Origin of the sequence: Microbacterium sp. Root180, from assembly GCF_001428485.1 — a bacterium.
Lineage (GTDB): Bacteria > Actinomycetota > Actinomycetes > Actinomycetales > Microbacteriaceae > Microbacterium.
Map to the genome: position 1 here is coordinate 1,092,540 of NZ_LMHS01000003.1, position 20,197 is coordinate 1,112,736.

At 70.2% G+C, this 20,197-nt stretch carries 19 protein-coding genes; 9 read left to right on the forward strand and 10 right to left on the reverse strand.

Translation table 11 applies throughout. From position 1 onward, the window contains the following. Positions 1 to 27 precede the first annotated feature (27 nt). The 4 genes from ASD93_RS12600 to ASD93_RS12615 all read right to left on the reverse strand — a co-directional run bounded on the left by ASD93_RS12600 (position 28) and on the right by ASD93_RS12615 (position 5,619). Complete coding sequence (locus ASD93_RS12600) at positions 28 to 1,695, reverse strand: SulP family inorganic anion transporter (protein ID WP_056123085.1); 1,668 nt, start codon at positions 1,693 to 1,695, stop codon at positions 28 to 30. Positions 1,696 to 1,844: 149 nt separating this feature from the next. Next, positions 1,845 to 2,867, reverse strand: coding sequence for a GlxA family transcriptional regulator (locus ASD93_RS12605; protein ID WP_056123087.1), 1,023 nt, complete (start codon positions 2,865 to 2,867; stop codon positions 1,845 to 1,847). Between the two features lie 298 nt (positions 2,868 to 3,165). Next, positions 3,166 to 4,386 (reverse strand): glycosyltransferase, encoded by a 1,221-nt coding sequence (locus tag ASD93_RS12610; RefSeq protein ID WP_056123090.1) that lies wholly within the window; start codon positions 4,384 to 4,386, stop codon positions 3,166 to 3,168. A gap of 6 nt (positions 4,387 to 4,392) precedes the next feature. Beyond that, positions 4,393 to 5,619, reverse strand: a complete 1,227-nt coding sequence (locus ASD93_RS12615; protein ID WP_200950678.1) for a glycosyltransferase — start codon at positions 5,617 to 5,619, stop codon at positions 4,393 to 4,395. Positions 5,620 to 5,724: 105 nt separating this feature from the next. Between ASD93_RS12615 and ASD93_RS12620 the strand changes: the two genes are divergently transcribed. The 4 genes from ASD93_RS12620 to cls all read left to right on the forward strand — a co-directional run bounded on the left by ASD93_RS12620 (position 5,725) and on the right by cls (position 8,971). Continuing rightward, positions 5,725 to 6,330 carry a hypothetical protein gene (locus tag ASD93_RS12620; RefSeq protein ID WP_056124492.1) on the forward strand — a complete coding sequence of 202 codons (606 nt, stop codon included), beginning with the start codon at positions 5,725 to 5,727 and terminating at the stop codon, positions 6,328 to 6,330. Then, positions 6,327 to 7,181 (forward strand): LLM class F420-dependent oxidoreductase, encoded by an 855-nt coding sequence (locus ASD93_RS12625; protein ID WP_056123094.1) that lies wholly within the window; start codon positions 6,327 to 6,329, stop codon positions 7,179 to 7,181. The genes ASD93_RS12620 and ASD93_RS12625 overlap by 4 nt, the downstream gene beginning before the upstream one ends. Positions 7,182 to 7,271: 90 nt before the next feature. Further along, positions 7,272 to 7,484, forward strand: a complete 213-nt coding sequence (locus tag ASD93_RS12630) for a hypothetical protein (RefSeq protein ID WP_056123098.1) — start codon at positions 7,272 to 7,274, stop codon at positions 7,482 to 7,484. 20 nt (positions 7,485 to 7,504) lie between these two features. Beyond that, positions 7,505 to 8,971: a cardiolipin synthase gene (cls, locus tag ASD93_RS12635; RefSeq protein WP_414843714.1), complete on the forward strand. Its 1,467-nt coding sequence runs from the start codon at positions 7,505 to 7,507 to the stop codon at positions 8,969 to 8,971. A gap of 130 nt (positions 8,972 to 9,101) precedes the next feature. Here cls and ASD93_RS12640 read toward each other — a convergent pair whose 3' ends face one another. Continuing rightward, entirely contained in the window at positions 9,102 to 10,265 is a 1,164-nt protein-coding gene (locus tag ASD93_RS12640; RefSeq protein WP_082569312.1) for an AI-2E family transporter, read from the reverse strand. A 34-nt stretch (positions 10,266 to 10,299) separates the two neighbouring features. Then, the gene (locus ASD93_RS12645) at positions 10,300 to 12,885 is read right to left on the reverse strand and encodes a LuxR C-terminal-related transcriptional regulator (protein WP_157536953.1); all 2,586 of its coding nucleotides are present in this window, start codon (positions 12,883 to 12,885) and stop codon (positions 10,300 to 10,302) included. Between the two features lie 146 nt (positions 12,886 to 13,031). Here ASD93_RS12645 and ASD93_RS12650 point away from each other — a divergent pair, with 146 nt between their 5' ends. The 4 genes from ASD93_RS12650 to ASD93_RS12665 all read left to right on the forward strand — a co-directional run bounded on the left by ASD93_RS12650 (position 13,032) and on the right by ASD93_RS12665 (position 14,538). Continuing rightward, a complete protein-coding gene (locus ASD93_RS12650; RefSeq protein WP_056123116.1) occupies positions 13,032 to 13,256 on the forward strand; it encodes a hypothetical protein in 225 nt (74 codons plus the stop codon). Positions 13,257 to 13,354: 98 nt separating this feature from the next. Continuing rightward, positions 13,355 to 13,735 (forward strand): SHOCT domain-containing protein, encoded by a 381-nt coding sequence (locus tag ASD93_RS12655; RefSeq protein WP_082569314.1) that lies wholly within the window; start codon positions 13,355 to 13,357, stop codon positions 13,733 to 13,735. A 24-nt stretch (positions 13,736 to 13,759) separates the two neighbouring features. Then, the gene (locus ASD93_RS12660; protein ID WP_056123122.1) at positions 13,760 to 14,179 is read left to right on the forward strand and encodes a DUF6325 family protein; all 420 of its coding nucleotides are present in this window, start codon (positions 13,760 to 13,762) and stop codon (positions 14,177 to 14,179) included. Positions 14,180 to 14,190: 11 nt separating this feature from the next. Then, positions 14,191 to 14,538, forward strand: coding sequence for an SHOCT domain-containing protein (locus tag ASD93_RS12665; RefSeq protein WP_056123125.1), 348 nt, complete (start codon positions 14,191 to 14,193; stop codon positions 14,536 to 14,538). Positions 14,539 to 14,611: 73 nt separating this feature from the next. On the opposite strand, the gene ASD93_RS12670 is transcribed toward ASD93_RS12665, so the two are convergent. Genes ASD93_RS12670 through ASD93_RS12680 form a run of 3 tightly spaced genes read right to left on the reverse strand, consistent with a single transcriptional unit; the run spans position 14,612 to position 17,549 of the window. Further along, the gene (locus ASD93_RS12670) at positions 14,612 to 15,346 is read right to left on the reverse strand and encodes a potassium channel family protein (protein ID WP_056123127.1); all 735 of its coding nucleotides are present in this window, start codon (positions 15,344 to 15,346) and stop codon (positions 14,612 to 14,614) included. A gap of 35 nt (positions 15,347 to 15,381) precedes the next feature. Next, entirely contained in the window at positions 15,382 to 16,452 is a 1,071-nt protein-coding gene (locus tag ASD93_RS12675) for a DUF998 domain-containing protein (protein WP_056123131.1), read from the reverse strand. Further along, a complete protein-coding gene (locus ASD93_RS12680; protein ID WP_056123134.1) occupies positions 16,449 to 17,549 on the reverse strand; it encodes an AI-2E family transporter in 1,101 nt (366 codons plus the stop codon). The genes ASD93_RS12675 and ASD93_RS12680 overlap by 4 nt, the downstream gene beginning before the upstream one ends. A gap of 90 nt (positions 17,550 to 17,639) precedes the next feature. On the opposite strand from ASD93_RS12680, the gene ASD93_RS12685 reads away from it, so the two are divergent. Continuing rightward, entirely contained in the window at positions 17,640 to 19,043 is a 1,404-nt protein-coding gene (locus ASD93_RS12685) for a DUF2252 domain-containing protein (RefSeq protein ID WP_056123136.1), read from the forward strand. Between the two features lie 183 nt (positions 19,044 to 19,226). On the opposite strand, the gene ASD93_RS12690 is transcribed toward ASD93_RS12685, so the two are convergent. Beyond that, entirely contained in the window at positions 19,227 to 20,189 is a 963-nt protein-coding gene (locus ASD93_RS12690; protein WP_056123138.1) for a hypothetical protein, read from the reverse strand. Positions 20,190 to 20,197: the final 8 nt, after the last annotated feature.

A 20,197-nucleotide genomic window follows, 5' to 3' on the forward strand; every position in this document is an offset into this window, starting at 1 on the left:
CGGACGCGACGCGGTCCGTGCCCGTCCTCAGCCGCGCGCGATCTCGTCCTGCGCGTCGGCGTACGCGCGGCGCAGGGCCTCGCCGATCCACTCCGTGCCCTTGTAGACGTTGCCGGCGCCGATGTCGGCGGTGAGGCCGCCCGCGTCGAGCTGCGCGATCACCCGCTCCTCGGTCGCCACCACCTTGAGCGACGAGCCGACCTCACCCAGCTGCTCGGCGAAGCGGCGCAGCACGTCCACGAGCGACAACCCGATCTGGTCGGTGCCGCGCAGGCGGACGATCACCACCGATCCCCCGGAGTCCGCCTCGACCTCGGGCAGCTGCCGCTGGAACACCGGCGCGCTCGCGAAGAACAGGCTGCCGTAGGGCTGCAGCACCAAGACGCCCCCGCCGGGAACGACGGCGGGCGGATCCGTCTCGCGGATGCGGCCGTCCGGCACGATCTCCAGGCGCCGCACCCGCACCCGGTTCGACTGCTCCGCCACGTACAGGATCACGCCGAGCCCGACCCCGACCAGCACGGCGAACTGCAGCGGGATCAGGAGCGTGAGCCCGAACGTCACCGCCATGATCGCGGTCGGCAGCGGCCCCGTCTTGATCACCGAGTACACACGGCTGGGCTTCACCGCCCGCCAGCCGACGACCATCAGCAGGCCGGCCAGCGCCGGCATCGCGACGAAAGAGACGAGGTCGGACGCGACGAACAGCAGGGCCGCCATGACCGCACCCGCGATGAACATCGCGAGCCGCGAGCGCGCACCCGCCTGGACGATGAGGGACGAGCCCGACATCGAGCCGCCGACCGGCATCCCCTGGAAGATCCCGGACACGAGATTTCCGACGCCCTGCCCGATGAAGTCCCGGTTCGCGTCGGCGGGGCGCCCGTCCTTCGTGGGAATGCCGGCGCTCACCGCCGCACCCTGCACGAGGCCGATGAAGGCGAGCGAGAGCGCGGGGATGATCAGCGCGGGCATGTCGGCGATGCTCGGCAGCATGGGAGCCGGCAGGCCACGCGGCACCTCGACGATGTCCCGCAGCAGCACGACCGGATCGGCGACCCACAGGTTGAGCACCACCGCGACGACCGAGCCGCTCACGACCGCGACGACGAGCCCCATGCTCCCGAGGCGGGTGGGAAGGAGCACCACGATGATGAGGATCGCGATCGTTCCGACCACGACGGAGGCGATGCTCCACTGGCCGATGTGCAGGAAGACGTCGACGGTCTTCAGCAGCCGATTCGGTCCGCGTGCCTGGTAGCCGGTGAAGTTCGACAGCTGACCGAGCACGATGTTGACGCCGATCGCTGTCACGAACCCGGTCATGACCGCCGTCGGCACGAAGCTCACCAGGCGGCCACCGCGCAGCAGGCCCGCGAGCGCCATCACGACCCCGGTGAGCACCGCGAGAGTGAACAGCGCGCGATCGGGGTCCGGGAAGCCGCCGAGCCCGGCATCCGACACCACCAGCGCCATCGCGCTCGTGGCCTGCACCGCCATGAAGGCGCTGCTCGTCGCGAGCGCCGCGCCGACCATGCCGAACAGGTACGCGTACAGCCCTGCGAGCGGGTTCACGCCCGCGAGCAGCCCCGCGGCCAGCCCGTCGGGGACAGCCTCGATCCCCAGCACGAGGCCGGCCGCAGCATCCTTCCCCAGGGTCTTGCGGGAGAACCACCGCCTCGGATCGATGCGCACGCGGTCACCCTATCGACGCACGCGCCCCCGCACGTCCCCTCCCGCGGGTGGTCCGCCGCCGAGTCCGTTCCCCAGTCCGTTCGTGCGGGCGAATGCACGCCCCGCGACCGGCCGACGCGCGCACACGCCCGCACAAACGGAAGACGTCGTCACGCGACGGGTTCGAGCACCCCCGCCTCGACCCGCCGGTCGACGCCGGCGGCCTCTCGCGCCTCGCGCGTGCAGCAGAACCGGGCCCGGTACGCGGTCGGAGTGGTGTCGAGCACGCGCGCGAAATTCTGGCGCAGCACGGCGGCCGAGCCGAACCCGCTCTCGTACGCGATGCGGTCCAGACCCAGATCGGTCTTCTCGAGCAGGCGCTGCGCGTGGATGATGCGCTGGCGCGCGACCCACGCCGCCGGCGTCGCGCCGAAGTCGGCCTTGAACCGCCGTGCGAACGTCCGAGGCGACATGTGCGCCTTCGCAGCGAGCTGGTCGACGGTGAGATCGAGGCGCAGGTTCTCGAGCATCCAGTCGGTGACCGGCGCGAGCGAGAGCGAGGCCACCTCGGGGAGCGGCTTGTCGATGAACTGCGCCTGGCCGCCGTCGCGCTGCGGGGGCACGACCATGCGGCGCGCGATCTTGTTGGTGAGCTCGGCGCCCAGCTCCTGGCGCAGCAGGTGCAGGCACGCGTCGAGTCCTGCGGCGGTGCCGGCGCTCGTGATGATGCGGCCGTCCTGCACGTAGAGCACATCGGGATCGACGTCGACCTCGGGATACAGCGCGGCCATCTCGTCGGCGTACATCCAGTGGGTGGTGGCCTTGCGGCCGTCGAGGACACCGGATGCCGCGACCACGAACGATCCGCTGCAGACGCTGAGCACCCAGGCGTTGCGGGCGACGGCACGGCGGATCACGTCGAGCACGCGCTCGTCGGAGGCGCTGCGCGCCCAGAACTGGCGCGGAGTCGGCGACACGACCACGAGGTCGGCCTCGTACGCGAACGACAGGTCGAGGTCGACGTGGATCGAGAAGCCCATCTTCGACGCCACCGCACCCGGGTCGGGTGTCACGATGCGGAAGTCGAAGTTCGGGATCCCGTCGTCGGTGCGGTCGAGGCCGAACGCCTCGCAGGCGACTCCGAATTCGAACGGCGCGAAGCCGTCCTGGACGATCACGGCGACGCTGTGCATGTCGAACCTCAGCTCATCGAGGGGAGTGGCAGATATCCTGCGTTGTGTGTCCATCCTGCCACTGTTGGCAGTGATGACGCAAGCGTAGCGTTTCTGCCATGTTCATGGTGATTCTTCTCGCAGCACTGTCCGCTGTCGCGATCGCCTCGTCGATCACGGCACTCCGCAACGACGGCTACCACCGTCTCCCCACCGATCCGACCCGACTCCCCTGACGCCCGTCTTTTCCGTTCGTGCGGGCGAATCCTCGCCTGGGCCACCGCGCACACGGCGATTCGCCCGCACAAACGGAGCAGTCTCAGGACGCGATGACCCGCTCGTAGATCTCGATCATCGCGGCCGTGCGGGAGGACTGACGGAACCGCTCGCGGATCGTCGGATCGACCTCGACGGGCTCTCCCGCCTCGATATCGGCCGCCGCCGCGCGCAGAGCCTCTGCGAGCGCGGCGGTCGAGGCCGCGGCCTCGGCATCCGCCCCGACCGGCCAGAAACCCGAGCCCAGCTCGGCCGCCAGATCGGGGTCGCTCACGATCGACGGCGTGCCGAGGGATGCCGCCTCGAAGATCGTCATACCCTGCGTCTCGAAGCCGATCGAGGTCTGCACGACGGCGTCGGCGGCCGCGATGCGCTCGAGCACGCGCGCGTACGGGAGCTTGCCGACGAAGGCGACCGAGGCGGCCGGCCCCAGCTTCTCGACGAGGCGCTGCGCCGCACGCAGCTGCCCGCCGCCGCCGATCACCTCGACCTCGGCGCGGACGCCCGACGCGGCGAGAGCCTCGAGGAACGGCAGGAGGCGCTTCTCGGGACTCATGCGTCCCAGCCAGACGAAGCGCGCGGGCCCGGGACGTCGCGGGGATCCCGCCGAGGCCAGCACCGACTCGAGGACGCCGTCGTCGATGCCGTTCCACACCACGTCGACCCGCGGCACCGCATCGCGCGGCACCACGCCGTGCGCCTCGAGCCGCCGGGCGAAATGCGTCGACGGTGCCGTGACGGCGTCGGACTTCGCGGCCAGCCCGCGCAAATACGCCCAGCCGTCGCGGCGCGTCCCGTGTGGGCCGAGCGCCCACGACTGCCAGCCGTTCAGCACGCGCAGCACGGTCTTCGGGAACGGCGTCGTCGCCTCGATGCCGACGTCGACGCGATTGTGCATCGTGTGGACGACGGGCAGCCGATGCCGTGCCGCGAACCGGTGCCCGATGAACGCGCCCCAGAAGTCGGCCTGCACGTGGACGACGTCGACGGGCGGGCGGGCGGCGAGCGCGGCATCCACCCACCGATCGGTCCGGCGGCCCGGCCACGCCATCGAGTACTCGCGGTCGGGGGTGATCGGGACGGACGGGATGTCGAGGTAGGCGGCATCCGGAGCGATCGACCGTCCCCGCGCCCCGTGGACGCGAGGCGCCACGACGGTCACGGTGTGGCCGGCCTTCTCGAGGAATCGGCGCTGCAGGCGCATCGAGACCTGGGCCCCGCCGAGAGTCTCGACGTGCTGGTCGCCGAACATCACGACGTGCACGGTGCGCTACTCCGGCAGCGGTTCGTCGCGATAGAGCGCCTCGAACGTGTCGAGCGTGCGCTTCATGTCGTGCACCTTGACGCCCTCGAGCGATGCCTGCTGCATGCGCAGGCGCTCCTCGGGGCTCTGGGTGAGCACGGTCGTGAGCTTCGCGACGAGGTCGTCGACGTTCCCGGGCTCGAAGAGGTAGCCGTTTTCACCGTCGTGCACGAGGTGCGGGAGCGCGACGGCGTCGGCGGCGACGATCGGCAGACCCGACGCCATGGCCTCCATCGTCGCGATCGACTGCAGCTCGGCGATCGACGCGATCACGAACAGCGAGGCGTTGGTGAGCAGCGAGCGCAGTTCCTCGTCGGTGGTGTGGCCGTGGAACTGGACGCGGTCCGACAGGCCGAGCTGGAGCATGAGCTCCTCGAGGTTGCGGCGCTGGTCGCCCTTGCCGACGATGTCGAACCGCACATCGAGCGCCGGATCGAGACGCGCGACCGCGCGCAGCACGACGTGGATCTGCTTCTCGGTGGTGAGGCGGCCGACGAAGACCAGCCGGTGCGCGTCGCGGGGGGTGAGATCGGCGGTGTAGTGGGATGCCTCGATCCCGCAGCTCACCGGGATCACGTTGTCGATCTCGATCGTGCGCTCGAGGAATTCGGCCGCCTTGCGCGTGGGCGTGGTGACGGCCCGGGTCAGATCGAACGTGCGCTTGGCGTCCTCCCACGCGAGCTTGATCGCGTACCGGGTCCACGAGGCGGGAAGCACCGTGAAGTCGAGGACGTTCTCGGCCATCACGTGGTTGGTGGCGACGATGGGGATGCCGCGCTGCGTCGCGATGCGGGAGAGGCCCCGCCCGATGACGATGTGCGACTGGATGTGCACGATGTCGGGCTGCACCTCGGAGAGCACCCGACGCGAGTAGTACTTCGCACGGAACGGCATCACGAACGTCAGCCAGTCGTGCGGGTACCAGCGCCACGACGCGATGCGGTGCATCGTCATCGGCTGCCCCTCGATCACCTCGGTGAAGCGGCCGTGCTTGCGGTGGGTATCGCTCGGGGCCATCACGTGCACCTCGTGACCGCGGGCGACCAGGCCCGCGGCGAGACGCTCGGCGAAGCGGGCGGCCCCGTTGACGTGCGGGAGGAAGGTGTCTGCGCCGATGAGGATCTTCAGGGGCGCCTTCGCGGCGGCGGGCCGCGCCTCGGCGGAATGGTCGTCGGGCGTCGCGGACTCGGTCACGGGGATCGGGGGCCTGTCTGTGCGGCGGACGCGCGGCGGAAGAGGAGGGTGCGCGCGCCCTCCACTGTACCCGAGCGCCCTTCGACGCCCCCGTACGCTGGAGGCATGCCTCGACTTCAGGCGGACGCCGACGCCACCCTCTGGGTGCCGGTGACCGAGTCCCTCGGCTTCACGGGTCGTCGCCACCGCAAGGCGGCGATCCGGATGCTGCTGTCCCAGGCGAACACCGCGATGGGATCCGCCGAGCGCCCCGGCAGCGGGGTCGCCGCGTGGGCGATGAGCCAGGCCGCGCCGTTCCTCATGCGGCGCGCCGCCGGGCGCGTCCTGGTGTGGGTGTGGAAGGCGGATGCCGAGCTCGTGGTCGTGATGGCGCAGGTGCAGGAGGCGACGTCGCAGCTGCGCGCCGCCCGCGCGATGATGCCGATGGAGTACGACGACACCGAGAGCTTCCGCAGCCCGCACCTCGGCGTCGGCGAGAAGCTCGAGATGTCCCTGCCGGCCGACCCGCGCACCCCGCCGTTCGCGACCTACACCTGGGACACGGGAACGCATTTCGTCACCGTGACGGCGGTGTGCTCCGACCGCGAGCGATTCGGGACCGTGATCGGGTCCGTCGACGACCTCGCCCGCACCGTCCGCGTGACCGACGACCTCGAAGTGGGCGAGTCTCCGGGCGTGCTGCGCATCGAACCCGGCGGAGGACCGCGGTGACCGGGCCCGGCTCCGGCGCGGAGTCGCGGCATCCGGCATCGCATCGCCGGGTCAGGATCGGCGTGCAGCTCGCCCCGCAGCACGGGTCGTATGCGGCCTACCGCGACGCCGTGCTGAGGGCGGAGGACCTCGGCGTGGACGCGATCTTCAACTGGGACCACTTCTTCCCGCTCACCGAGCCGTTCGCCGCCGAGCACTTCGAAGCCTGGACGGTGCTCGCGGCGATCGCCGAGCAGACCGAGCGCGTCGAGTTCGGTCCGCTCGTCAACTGCAGCTCGTACCGCAATCCCGATCTCCAGGCCGACATGGCGCGGACGATCGACCACATCAGCGCGCACCGCTCGGGCACCGGCCGGCTCATCTTCGGAACGGGCTCGGGCTGGGCGGAGCAGGACTACGCCGAGTACGGCTACGAGTTCGGCACGGTCGGCTCCCGCCTCGACGCGCTCGCCGCGGACCTCCCGCGCATCCGTTCGAGATGGGACGGCCTGAACCCTGCGCCGACCCGGAGGATCCCGATCCTGATCGGCGGGCAGGGTGAGCGGAAGACGCTTCGGCTGGTGGCCCAGCACGCCGACATCTGGCACACCTTCACGAAGCTCGACGACCTCCCGCGCAAGATCGGCGTTTTGCACGAGTGGTGCGCGCGAGAGGGCCGCGACCCCTCCGAGATCGAGCTGTCGACCGGGTACACGATCCGCGGATTCGGCCCCCTGCTCGAATCGGACGCGCCCACGCGCCTCCACGAACTCGGGTTCCGGCTGATCATCCCGGCCATCGACGGACCGGACTACGACCTCTCGCCGCTCACGCCGCTGCTCGCGTGGCGCGACCGTGTGAACGGATTCTGAACGGAATCATCCCCCGCGGGTGACGGCACCGGAGGGCCGTCTGCCCCAACCTGGCAGAGTCCGATTCCCCCCGTGGGCAGGAAGGATGCCGTGTCCGCGCACGTTGTCGAAGTCGTCATCACCGGCCATCTCGGGCCCACTCTCTCCTGCGCGCTCGATCGCTACGATGTGGCGGACCGGGACGACGGAACCACGAGCATCACGGGACTCCTCGAGGACCGCTCCGAGCTGCGAGGCCTGCTCGGAGTCCTGGACGACCTCGACATCGAAGTCGTCTCCGTCAACCGCGTCACCCCCGCCTGAAAGAGGAACGAATGTTCAGCATGCTCGACGCGGGACCCATCTGGCCCATCGTGGTCGTCGTCGTCATCGTCATCGACCTCATCGCCCTGATGGTGATCCCGCGGGGCCGCAAGCCCACGGCGGCGATGGCGTGGCTGCTGCTGATCTTCCTGCTGCCGTTCATCGGCATCCTGCTGTTCCTCCTCATCGGCAGCTTCCGCCTGCCCGAGAAGCGCCGCGCCGAGCAGACGCGCATCGACGGCCTCATCCGCAGCGGCGTGGACCGTGGCGGGCTGCGTACCGAGGAGCCGGATTGGCCGCGCTGGTTCCAGCGCGTGATCCAGCAGAACGAGAACCTGACGGCGCTCCCCGCCAGCGAGGGGAACGAGGCATCCCTCTACCCCGACTATCAGGGATCCATCGACGCGATGGCCGAGGCGATCGACACCGCGGAGCACTTCGTGCACGTCGAGTTCTTCATCGTCGGGTGGGACGACACCACGCGGGGGTTCTTCGCGGCGATGGAGCGCGCCGTTGCCCGCGGGGTCACCGTGCGCCTGCTCGCGGACTACGTCGCGACGCGGCGGCTGGGCAACTCCAAAGCGACCCTCGCGGAGCTCGACCGCATCGGTGTGAAATGGGCATGGATGCTGCCGGTGATGCCCCTCAAGGGCAAGTACCAGCGCCCCGATCTGCGCAACCACCGCAAGATCGTCGTCGTCGACGGCCGCATCGGCTTCATGGGCTCGCAGAACCTCATCGACCGCAGCTACGACTCCCCCAAGAACCTCAAGCGCGGCCTCAAGTGGCAAGAGCTCATGACCAGCCTGACGGGCCCGGTCGTGTCTGCGGTGAACGTCGTGTTCATGTCGGACTGGCTCATCGAGACCGGCGAGGACCTCACCACGACAGAGCACGTTCCCGCAACGGCGGTCGAGCGGTCGACGTCTCCCGACGCCCTGCTGTGCCAGGTCGTGCCCAGCGGGCCGGGCTACCCGACCGAGAACAACCTGCGGCTGTTCCTGTCGCTCATCTACGGAGCGACCGAGAAGGTCATCCTCACCTCGCCGTACTTCGTGCCCGACGAGGCGATGGTCTACGCGATCACGACGGCCTGCCAGCGGGGGCTCGAGGTGCAGCTGTTCGTGTCGGAGATCGGCGACCAGGGCCTGGTGTACCACGCGCAGCGCTCCTACTACTCGGCGCTGCTCGAGGCGGGAGTGCGGATCTTCCTCTACCCCGCGCCGTTCATCCTGCACTCCAAGCACTTCTCCATCGACGACGACATCGCCGTCATCGGGTCGAGCAACATGGACATCCGCTCGTTCAGCCTCAACATGGAGGTGTCCCTCCTCGTGCGCGGCGCATCCTTCGTCGCCGGGATGCGCGAGGTCGAGCAGGCCTACCGCGACGCCGGCCGCGAGCTCACCCTCGAGGAGTGGAGGAACCAGCCCGGCAAGGCGACGTTCCTCGACGGCCTCGCCCGCCTCACCTCCGCCCTGAACTGAGCCCGCGCGGCCCCCATCGGTCGGTTGTGCGGGCGTCTGCACGCAACACGCACCTCGGACGCGCGCATTCTCCCGCACAAACGGCCCGAAGCGGGGGCGGAGCCCGGGGGGCGGGCGCGGTGCGCCCGGGTCAGACCTTGAGGTCCTGCTTCGGCACGACGACCTCGCGGATGATGAGCAGGATCGATGCCATCACGGGCAGCGCCACCAGCACGCCGATCACGCCCATCAGCGCTCCGCCGACCATCGCCCCGATCAGCACCAGCGCCGCCGGGATGGCGATGGCCTTGTTCATGACGCGGGGGCTGATGACGTAGGACTCCAGCTGGATGTAGATGAGGTACGCGATCGCGAAGATCAGGGCTTGGGTCGGACTCGTGAAGAGCGCCACGCCGGTGCCGAGGACGAGGAAGATCACCGAGCCGAACAGCGGGATGAGGGTGATCACGAAGGCGATGACGGCCATGAGCGCGGGGAACGGCAGACCGATGAAGATGTGCAGCAGGAACACCGTGGCGGCGTTGAGCGACGAGAGGGTCACCGACCCGATCAGCGCGCCGCCGACCGATGCGGTGATGCGCTCGGTGAGGTCTTCGAGACGCGCACGGTTGCGGGCGGGCGCCAGGGCGTAGAACGCCTGCTTCATCGACGAGAGCGATGACAGGAAGTAGAGCGTCAGCGCGACGACGATGAACGACGCGGAGATGCCGCTCACGAACGCGACGCCCACGGCCAGGATGCCGCCGCCCAGCGCGCCCAGCGTCGCGGGACTGGAGACCCACTGCGCGAGCTCCTCGAGCGCGGCGAGGATCGCGACCTGCGTGTCGCCGTCCAGCGACTGGAACCACGGGGTCTCCGGCACGCCCGCGATCGTGGCCGGGATCGCGACGAGGAACTCGCCGATCTGGGCGATGACCGGCGGCAGGACCCAGATGAGGAACGCCGCGAACAGGAGGGCGAACGCGCCGAACACGATCGCGATCGCCCCGCCTCGCTTGACCCGGTGGCGCTCCAGCATCCGCACGATCGGATCGAGACCCACCGCGAGGAACATCGCCAGCACGATGTAGACGAGGATCGTCGAGATCGACCCGAGAGCGCTCCCCAGAATGAGAGCGCCGAGCACGCCCAGAGTGGTCACGAATCCGAGCACCAGCGGCCGGTCCAGCGCGGCCAGCACCCCGGTGAACCGCTTGGGACGCTCCGGCGCGGCCAGCACGTCGGTCAGCGCCGGGTCGTCGTGATCGTGCGGTTCGTCGACGGGGTCGACCGCGCTCGGGGGGTTCGCGTCCATGCGCACATCATGGCGGCGCGCACGGGCGTCGTCGTCATCCCACGCGGGCGATCTCGCGGGAGTCGATCAGCCCGAGTTCGACGGCCCGCTCGATCGCGGCATCCCGTCCCGAGACCCCCAGCTTGCGGTAGATGTGCCCGAGGTGCGTCTTGATCGTGTTCGTCGACACGAAGCAGCGCGCCGCGATGTCGGCGATCGTGAGCCGGCTCGGCAGGAACGCGAGCAGCTCGAGCTCCCGCGGCGTGAGGTCGTCGGCCAACGCGCGACGACTGCCGCCGCTCACCGTGCGCGCACGCGAGATCACCGCCCGGATGAAGTCGGTCTTGGCGGGGAACAGCTCCTCGAGCAGCTCGACGACCGGCGGCCCGACGCGGATGAAGGGGTCGACGAGCCACTCGGGCTCAGCGAGCGCGATCGCCGTGGACAGTCGCTCGCGCGCCTGCGGGCGGCGGCCCTCGAGAGCACGCGTCCAGGCCTGGAGCAGGTCGAACTCGACGTCCGCCAGCGGCACGAGCGGGTCGGACTCGAACCGCAGCTGGGCGAGCCGGCCGTGCGCTGTCGCGGACTGCCCGTCCGCGAGCAGGCCCGCCACCTCTTCGAACGCGATCGACGACCACGCGCTCACCGGTGACATCGGAGCTGTCGGCGCACCCTGCGCGCGCGCACGCCGCATCCCGACGGCTACGAGCACCTGCCGCACCAGCGGCGGCGGCGGCCCCGGAGGCTCGGTTCCGGAGAGCTGCTGGTCGGACGGGCCGATGAGCATCCCGGCGGCGTAGGCGACCCACATGAGCTGGGTGCGCTGATTGGATGCCGCGCGGATGCCGCCCTCGGCGAGTGCGAGAGCGCCGACCTCCGGCTCGCCCCGCTGGATCGCGACGACCGCGCGTGCCACATAGGCGTCACCGGGCGCCGGGTGCGACAGCAGGCCGAACTCGCGAGCGGCGGCGAGCGCTTCGTCGGCCTGCTCTGCGGCCGTGACGAGGTTGCCCACGAGCGCATTGAGAAGGGCGAGCGAGCCGAGGAGGTGGATCCGGTAGGGCGCGTACGCGAAGCCGGGGCTGTCGATCACGGCCTCGATCGCGCGGCGAGCAAGGGCGAGCTCGCCGAGGAAGAGGTAGGCGCGCCCGAGCGACCCCTGCGCGAGGAAGCGCAGCAGAGGCCGTGTGGTCAGGCCCAGCAGATCGGGCAGCGGCGCATCCGGGTGCGCATCCAGGAGGGCGAGGGCTTCGCGTCCGGCGTCGACGAAGAACTCGGGGTGGGGGTGGAACTGCACCGCCGCTGCGAGATAGGCGAGCGCGATCTGCCGCTGCCCCACCGTGAGCCGATCGGTGGCGAGCAGCCCCCGCAGGGCGTCGACGGCGACGAGGCCGCGTCCGGTCATGCCTTCGGAGATCGCGAACAGGAGCTCGGCGTCGATGTGCTCGGCGCGCACCTCGGCGGGGACCCGTCGCAGCCAGCTCGAGATCGTCGCCGTGCGGACGTCCTCGAACACATCCCGACCGCTCGCGAGGACCCGCTCGAGCACTCTTTCCCATCGGCGGGCGCGCAGGAGGTACTCGACGGCGATCTCGACCCCACCCTGCGTGAGGTGCCAGTCCGCGGCGGTCTCCTGCAGCTGCGCCTCGGCAAGGCCGTCCTGGGCGCGAAGGCGGTAGAGGAGCAGGTCGCGGAAGAGCCGGTGGAAGCGGAACCACCCGGCGCGCCCGGCGACCGGCACGATGAACATGGAGTCGCGCTCGAGGTCGGCGAGGAAGCGCGCACCGTCGACCTCGGCCAGAGCCTCGACCAGGCCGGCGCTGACCTCGTCGACGACGGCGATCCGCATGAGCGCGTCACGGCGCTCCGGCTCCAGGGCGTCGAGGACCTCCTCGGTGAGGTAGTCGACCACCAGCCGGTCGGTGTCGGCGAGCTCGTCGACGACCCTCTCGGGGTCGTCCGAGAACCGCAGGCTCAGCGCCGTCATCTGCACACCCACGGCCCAGCCCTCCGTGCGCGCGGTCACCGCTGCGACGGCCTCGTCGGAGACGGTCTTGCCGGCGATGCGCGCGAGCACGCGCGCGGTCGTCGCGTCGTCGAAGGCGAGCTGGCGCTGGCGGATCTCGATGAGGCCGTGCTCGAGCCGGTGCCGGCTCCAGCCGAGTTGCAGATCGACGCGCGAGGAGAAGACGGCGTGCGCATTGGAGGGCAGCAGGTCGACCATGCGCCAGAGATCCGCGAGGATCGCGCTGCCCGAGAGCCGGTCGAGGTCATCGAAGACCAGCACGATGTCCCCGGCATCGGCGAGCGTGCCGGTGAAGTCTTCGAGGAACGCCTCGCCGAGTCGGTCCTCGGATGTCTCGACCGGCGCCGCGGGCACGGTCAGACCGGGCGCGACCGCGGTGATGCCCTCGATGAGCCGTCGGGCGAATCCGGCCGGGGCCCGGTCGGCGGCGGAGATGTCGAACCAGGCGACCGCGATGTCGGGACGCGAGTGCGACCACTGCGACAGGAGCACCGTCTTGCCGGCGCCCGCGGGCGCGACGATGAGGGACAGCGGTGCGCTCACCCCGGCGTCGAGCTGTCGTCTCAATGCAGGCCGATCGACGGCATGCGCCGGGATCCGGCGTATTTCGGTCACGAGCATTGCCTCCCCTGGCGAGCGGCCGCGTAGCTCGGGGGAATCATCCCACACGGGTGACGTCGGCGCGACTCGGCGGACCGCACAATGACTCCCGTGACGACGAGCGGCGGCCGTACCGGCCCCGCCCCCCGCCAGGAGGCCCGATGACCGGATCACAGGTGGTGGAGATCGTCGTGCGAGGAAGGCTCGGCCACGACCTCGTCGCCGCGCTGGACGACTTCGCCGTGGAGGAGGCGCCGGAGGGCTGCACGCGGGTCGTCGGCACCATCCCGGACCAGGCGCGGCTGATCGGCCTGCTCGAGATGCTCGACCAGCTCCACATCGAGGTCGTCTCGGTCAATCCGGTGCCTGCGCGCGAAGCGCTCTGATTCTCACCCCGCGCGGGTGACGACCGGTCCTGCGGGCGAACGTAGTTTTCGGAGTGCGGCGAGCGCATCGGTTCGCCCATGGACGATTGGCTGTGCAAATGGATCTCTGGAGCCTGGTTCTCTGGTTCTTCTGGGTCTTCGTGTTCGTGGCGTACCTGATGGTGCTCTTCTCGATCCTGGGCGATCTCTTCCGCGATAGCACCCTCAGCGGGTGGTGGAAGGCGGTCTGGATCATCTTCCTGATCTTCGTGCCGTTCCTCACGGCGCTGATCTACCTGATCGCGCGCGGCCAGGGTATGACGAAGCGCTCGATCGCACAGGCCCAGGAGCTGCGCTCGCAGCAGGATGCCTACATCCGCGCGACCGCCGGAGGCTCCAGCGCCGCAGACGACATCGCGAAGGCGAAGGCGCTGCTCGACTCCGGCGCGATCTCGCAGGCCGAGTTCGATTCGCTCAAGGCGAAGGCACTCGCGGGCTGAGTCCCGCAAGAGGAGGATGACATCATGACGACTTTCGATTACGGCCCCATCGAGTTCTACGCGATCGCGTTCGACGGTGACAAGCCCGGTCCCGGAGTGCTGCAGGCGATCGACGACCTCGTCGCCGCCGGCACCGTGAACGTGCTCGACCTGGTCTACGCGACCCGTTCGCCCGAGGGAGAGCTCACCGTGGTGGAGCTCTCCGACACGACCGACGACGCCGGAGTGCCGGCGCTCGACCTCGCCGGCCTCGCAGGCCTCGAAGACATCGAGGCGCTCGCCGCAGAGGTGCCTCCGGGTGCCTCCGCCGCGATCCTCGTGGTCGAGCTGCTGTGGGCGAAGGCCTTCGCCGCCGCCCTGTTCGACGCCGGTGGCGCGGTGATCGCCCGTGAGGGCATTCCCGCGCCGATCGTCAACGCGTTCCTCTCTGAGAACGTCGAGTAAGGAGAACTGTCATGATGCGCAGAGTGGGCCGTCCCGGCCTCGTCGGAATGGCGGCACGCACGGCCGTAGTCGCGGGCACCGCGACCGCGGTCTCGGGAAGCGTGGCACGTCACCAGCAGAACAAGGCCAACGAGCAGTACCAGGATCAGGCGGCCGCGGCCCAGCAGCAGCAGGCCGCGATGGATGCGGCAGCGGCTCAGGCCGTCGCGAACGCCCAGGCGGCCGCGGCACCGGCACCGGCAGCGCCCGCCGCCGGTGACGACATGATGGCCAAGCTCCAGCAGCTGGCCACCCTGCACACGCAGGGCATCCTGTCGGACGAGGAGTTCTCGGCCGCGAAGGCCAAGCTCCTGACCTGATCGGACCAGCAGGAAGAAGGGCCGCACCCCTCAGGGTGCGGCCCTTCTTCCTGCTTCCGTCGGGGGCGCGGAGTCAGTCCGGGCCGTCGTCCGGGCCCCCGTCCACGTCTTCCGGGCGTCTCCCGCCGAGCGCGTCGACCTTCGCCAGCAGCTGTCGCATCTGGGCGCGGGTCGCCGGCTCGGCGTCGTCGTTGTTCCGCGCCGCCCGCTCCAGGATCCACGAGGCCAGAGCCGCCGTGATGATGCCCGCGAGTGCGACACCGCTGAACATCACCGCGACGCCGATCAGGCGCCCGGGTGCCGTCACCGGGTAGAAGTCGCCGTACCCCGTCGTGGTGATCGTCACGCACGCCCACCACAGCGCCTCGAAGAAGGTCTCGATGTTGCCGTCGGGTGCCCGCCGCTCGACCTCGAGAACGGCGAGGGAAGACACGTAGATGAGCAGGATGCCGGCACCGATGCCGTAGACCATGATCTGCGTACGCAGCCGCGTGCCCGCGGAGGGGCGCATGCCGGGAACGTGCGTGAGCGCCTGCAGCAGCAGCACGAGGCGGAACACCGGGATCACCGCGATGGCGAGCGTGCCCAGATGCGAGCGGAACCACGCCGAGCGATTGCGCGCGAGCGAGAGTCGCACCAGGTAGTCGACGATGAAGACCGCCCACGTCGCGCCGATCACCAGGGTCACGACCACGTTCGCGGTTCCGGTGAGACCGCCGATCACGCGCCACGAATAAGCGACGAGGTAGACGAGCGACGCCACCATGAGGAGCACCTGAGTACGGCGATGCCACGTGTTCTCATCCACACGCGCATCATCCCGCAGCCGCGGGACGGCGACGGTCAGGCGCTCCGGGCGTCCTGCTCCAGGGCCGCCGCGTTGCGGATGAACAGGATGATCCAGGTGAAGACGAGGATGCCGGCGACGAGCTCGACCGCCGTGAGCGTGTAGTAGCCGATGAAGAAGAATCCCGCGAGCACGAGGGTCACGCCGAGGAACAGCCAGCCGAGGAGGACGAAGGGGCGCGGCATCCCGGGAATCCACCGCGACAGTCCGATGACGAGAACGCCGTAGGCCACCACCATCCCCGAGGCGACGCCGGTGTGGAGAGCGAAGAACAGGTTCACCGGGAAGAGGCCCACCAGGGCGAGGAAGACGCCGACGACGATCAGGCACACCCGCACCCGGCCGACTCCGACCGGGTTGGACGTCGGGATGCCGCGCGTGGCGTAGCGGGCGAGAGTGGTCACGAGGAACCCGGCGACGATGAGGGTGAGGTTGAAGGCGAGCGCCGACACGTTCGTCGTCATGCCGAGGGCGCTCAGGTTGTCCTTCCACCAGTTCGGGTCGCTCGCGGTGAGCATGCTCGAGAGCACGCCGAGCACGAGGAACACCGCCAGCACCATGGCGAGGAGCTGCAGGTCCATGTGGGTCGCGGAGTAGAACGCGATGTAGGCGGTCATCCCCGCCGCGGCACCGGCGAGGAGCAGCACGGGGAGCGCGAAGACCTCCGCGCCGATGAACGCCTGCTCGAGGATCACGGCCATCAGCGTCCACCCGAGAAGGGCGATGACGGCGTGCGCGATCGCGAGCGCGAAGATGTCGACGTGGTCGAGCACGTGGAGGCGGCCGTGGGAGCCCCGCTCGTGGATGAGGTAGCGGCCGCCCAGCACGGCGGCGAAGGCCACGACCGCTGATGCGATCGCCGCGAACTGACCGACCGAGCCCGGGCCGGCGATCGGCGCCGACTGGAAGCCGAAGGCGACGAGCGCGACGAGGGCCACCAGCACGAAGGCGACCGCGGCGATACCGAGGGCGAGCGTCTCGAGCGAGCGCTCGCTGCCTCCTTCCGTGATGCGGGCGAGGGCACGCTCGCGGCGCGTCCCGAGGTCTGCGGGCGCGGTCTGGGTCATGGACGTCTCCTGGGGGGCGAGGGGGAGGGGTCTGGCGGCGGCACGGCGGTGCGATCGCCCGAGAGCCATCGCAGCCAGTGGCCGTTCGGATCGCCTTCGAGCACGAGCGTGCGCACGAACAGCGTGAGCGGGATCGACAGGATCGCGCCGAGCGGCCCGATCACGAACGTCCAGAAGATGACCGAGAAGAAGCTCAGCGTGAGGCTCAGATCCACCGCGTCGCTGACGAACTTCGGCTGCACGAGCACCTGCAGCACGACGTTGACGACGCAGTAGATCGCGATCACCGCGAGCAGCATCGGCCATCCCCCGACGACGAAAGCGAGAACGGCAGGCGGGATCAAGCCCAGGATGAAGCCGATGTTGGGCACGAAGTTCGTGACGAACGCGAGGATCGCCCACACCAGCGGCGCGGGCACGCCGAGCCACAGCAGCGCGAACCCGTCGATGATCGCGACGATCGCTCCGAATGACGCGTTGACGACGTAGTAGCGGCGGACGCCGGAGTTGAGATGCCGGATGCGGGTCAGCACGGGCTTCTTCGACGGACCGAAGACGCGTCCGGCGTCGCGGTAGCGCCCGGCATCCGCGGCCATGAAGATGATGTACGCGAAGACGAAGAACAGGGCGGTGGCGATGCCCAGGAGCGCGCCGCCGAGGCTCGAGGCCAGACCGAGCAGCGTCTGCGGATCGAGGACGGATGCCGCGGCATCCGCTGCCTGATCGTCCAGGCCCACCGAGGTCAGCCACGAGAGCACGCCCTGCGCGCTGTCCTGCAGGTCGTCGGCGAACTCGCCGACCAGCTTCGCGAACTGCGTGCCGGCGAGCCACAGCAGTGCCCCCATCACGACCAGCACGAGGTAGGCGAGCACGATGACGGCCGTCGTCCCGGTCCAGCGCGGCCAGCCGCGTCGCTCGAAGGGTCGGCGCACCGGTTCGCAGATCACGACCAGCACGATCGCGAGCGCGAGCGGACCGACGAGCTCCCGGGCGAAGTACACCCCGGCGAGCACGACGACCGCCGCGGCGAGCGTGAGCAGGGTCCGCATGCTCGGCGACAGCGCGGGAGCGGCGGGCGGCGGTGCGGCTCGGGTCACGCCGCAAGGCTACCGACGGCTGGGCCGCGGCCAGGGATTTCACCCCGCTTGTCACCCCCGCGCGCCGCCGCCCGGTGCCACACTGGGCCCATGTCAACGACTGACGTCAGCCCACTGGCGGATTCCTGGTCGGCACCGCCCAGCCTGGAGGACCACCTCGAGGACGGGAGGGCAGCGCGCTCGTTCGCGCCGCGCGAAGACCTCGCGATCCTCCCCGACGGCGAGCGCGATCCGATGGGAATCCTCGACCGCCAGGATTCCGTGCGCGTGCCGGAGCTCGTGCCGATCCGCACGCAGCGCATGGCCCAGAGTGCCTTCGCGTTCTATCGGGGCACGGCCGCGCTGATGGCCGCCGACCTCGCGCGGTCTCCCACCAGCGGGCTGTCGGTGGGGTCGTGCGGCGACGCGCACGTCTCGAACTTCGGCCTGTTCGCGTCCCCGCAGCGCACGCTCGTCTTCGACCTCAACGACTTCGACGAGTCGGCCTGGGCGCCGTGGGAGTGGGACGTCAAGCGCCTCGTCACGAGCATCGTGATCGCCGGCCAGTCGACGGGCCGCGACGAGGGCGTGGTGAAGGATGCCGCGCTCGGCGCCGTGCGCACGTACGCGCGGGCTCTCTTGAGCGGAGCGAAGCGCAGCCCGCTCAAGCGGTACTACGACCACTTCGATGCCGAAGCAGCCGAGGACGCGCTCGACGCCGAATCCGCGCAGGCGCTCCGCCAGGCGGTCAAGGATGCGGAGAAGCGCACCGCGAGCCGCGCGGTGCGCAAGCTCACCACGCGGGAGGACTCCGGCCGGCTCGTGTTCACCGAGCTGCCCCCGACGATGACGCACGTCGGCGCTGCCATCGAGGAGCGGGTCAACGAGTACGTCGACGTCTATGTGCAGTCGGCGAACATCGACATCCGCGTGCTGCTGCAGAAGTACCACGTGTCCGACGTCGCCCGTCGCGTGGTCGGCGTCGGCAGCGTCGGCACCCGCTGCTACCTCATCGCGCTGACCGACGGAGACGACAACGCGCTGCTGCTGCAGGCGAAGGAGGCCGGCCAGAGCGTGCTCATCGAGTACGGCGGCGTGGAGCAGCCCGAGTCGGTCGCGCGCTACATCGAGCGGGAGGGCGAAGGAGGCCGCGTCGTTGCCATGCAGCGCATCCTGCAGGCGGTGTCCGACCCCTTCCTCGGCCACCTCACCGGGCAGCCCGTGGAGGGCGGACCCGATCGCTCCTTCTACGTGCGGCAGTTCCACGACAAGAAGGGCGGGTTCGACATGGACACGCTCGAGGACTCCGCATTCCGGTGGTACGCGGACGCCTGTGCTTCGACTCTCGCGCGGGCGCACGGACAGTCGCCGAATGCCGCGGTCGTCGCCGGATACATCGGGGGCGGGCGCGTGGCGGGCGAGGCGATCCTGGAGTGGTCCTACGCGTACGCCGACCTGTCGCGCGCCGACTGGCAGCTGTTCCGCCGCCACCGCGGGGTGGACGAGGCGGGCTGAAGCCCTCAGCTCGCGCGGGTGCGCTCCCGCTGGCGGTGCAGGGAGTCGATGAGCATCTCGAGTCCGAGATCTGAGCATCCGTCCCACCAGCGGGGTTCGGGGCGCCGATCCGGCGTGCCACTCCCCCGCGCGCGGCGCGTCGCGGCGGTTCGATGCCCCGAACCCAGGACTGGTCGCCTCGGGTCAGAGAGGCTCGGCGGAGAACGTGAACGCGCGGCCCTCGCGGAAGGGCTCGACGAGCTCGAAGTTCTCGAACGCGATGCCGCCGGGGATGGGCGCCTCGCTCATCCAGTAGGTGTGACGGCCGTTCACCTGCGCGACCAGGCCGGGATCGGGGTCGGACGCCCGCCAGGTCTGGACGCCGCGAACGCCCACGTAGAACCAATGCTCCTTCGTGCCGGGCGCATGCTCGGCGAGGTGCGGCTCGAGCTCGTCCGGCACGGCCGACACGACGATCCCGTCGCCCTCGCGCCGAAGCTCGTCCACGGGGAACGACGCGTGATCGGCGAAGTGGATGTCGCGATACTCGGGCCACAGCTCCCCGGCGGTCACGCGACGGTCCGCGAGCTCGAGTGCCCGCAGCCGTGCCCAGTTGCCCATCGTGGCCGTCAGCACGCACGCGGCCAGTTCCACGGAGCCTTCTCGCCGGTGCGTCGCGACCGAGATCTCATGCGGCCGGTCCTGGCGGAACTCGGCGCGCACCCAGACGGCGGCGCCGTTGGCGAAGGACTCCACGGCGATGTCGACGATCAGCCGCTCGACGCCGTCGACCACCGCGATCGTGCCCCGTGCCGGGTGTCGGGGATCGCGGGGCTCCGCCTCGGCGGGGTCGTCCGTCGCCCACATCCGCAGCCCAGGCCCGTCGTCGAACCTGCTGCGCTCCAGCTCGGAGTAGCCGCGCTCGGACGCACCGGCCGGGATCGGCTCCACGGCGATGAAGTTGAGCAGACGGTCGCGCGGCTGGCCGAGGTACGGCGTGAACAGCCGCAGGAGTCCCCGCGGCCCGGACAGCGGATGAAGGCCGAGCTGCATTCCGTCCGGATGCCCCCAGCGCGGCTCGCGCGGACCGGAGACGTCGGCCGGTCGCAGCCAGCCGTCCTCGACGACGGCCTCGGTCCACTCGTGGCCCTCGCTGTCCACCGCCATCGCCGACT

Coding starts and splice junctions, on each gene's coding strand:
- ASD93_RS12690 (WP_056123138.1), bottom strand. CDS start 20,189: ATGGCGGTGGACAGCGAGGGCCACGAGTGGACCGAGGCCGTCGTCGAG.
- cls (WP_414843714.1), top strand. CDS start 7,505: ATGCTCGACGCGGGACCCATCTGGCCCATCGTGGTCGTCGTCGTCATC.
- ASD93_RS12620 (WP_056124492.1), top strand. CDS start 5,725: ATGCCTCGACTTCAGGCGGACGCCGACGCCACCCTCTGGGTGCCGGTG.
- ASD93_RS12675 (WP_056123131.1), bottom strand. CDS start 16,452: ATGACCCAGACCGCGCCCGCAGACCTCGGGACGCGCCGCGAGCGTGCC.
- ASD93_RS12650 (WP_056123116.1), top strand. CDS start 13,032: ATGACCGGATCACAGGTGGTGGAGATCGTCGTGCGAGGAAGGCTCGGC.
- ASD93_RS12665 (WP_056123125.1), top strand. CDS start 14,191: ATGATGCGCAGAGTGGGCCGTCCCGGCCTCGTCGGAATGGCGGCACGC.
- ASD93_RS12640 (WP_082569312.1), bottom strand. CDS start 10,265: ATGGACGCGAACCCCCCGAGCGCGGTCGACCCCGTCGACGAACCGCAC.
- ASD93_RS12685 (WP_056123136.1), top strand. CDS start 17,640: ATGTCAACGACTGACGTCAGCCCACTGGCGGATTCCTGGTCGGCACCG.
- ASD93_RS12655 (WP_082569314.1), top strand. CDS start 13,355: ATGGATCTCTGGAGCCTGGTTCTCTGGTTCTTCTGGGTCTTCGTGTTC.
- ASD93_RS12605 (WP_056123087.1), bottom strand. CDS start 2,867: ATGCACAGCGTCGCCGTGATCGTCCAGGACGGCTTCGCGCCGTTCGAA.
- ASD93_RS12660 (WP_056123122.1), top strand. CDS start 13,760: ATGACGACTTTCGATTACGGCCCCATCGAGTTCTACGCGATCGCGTTC.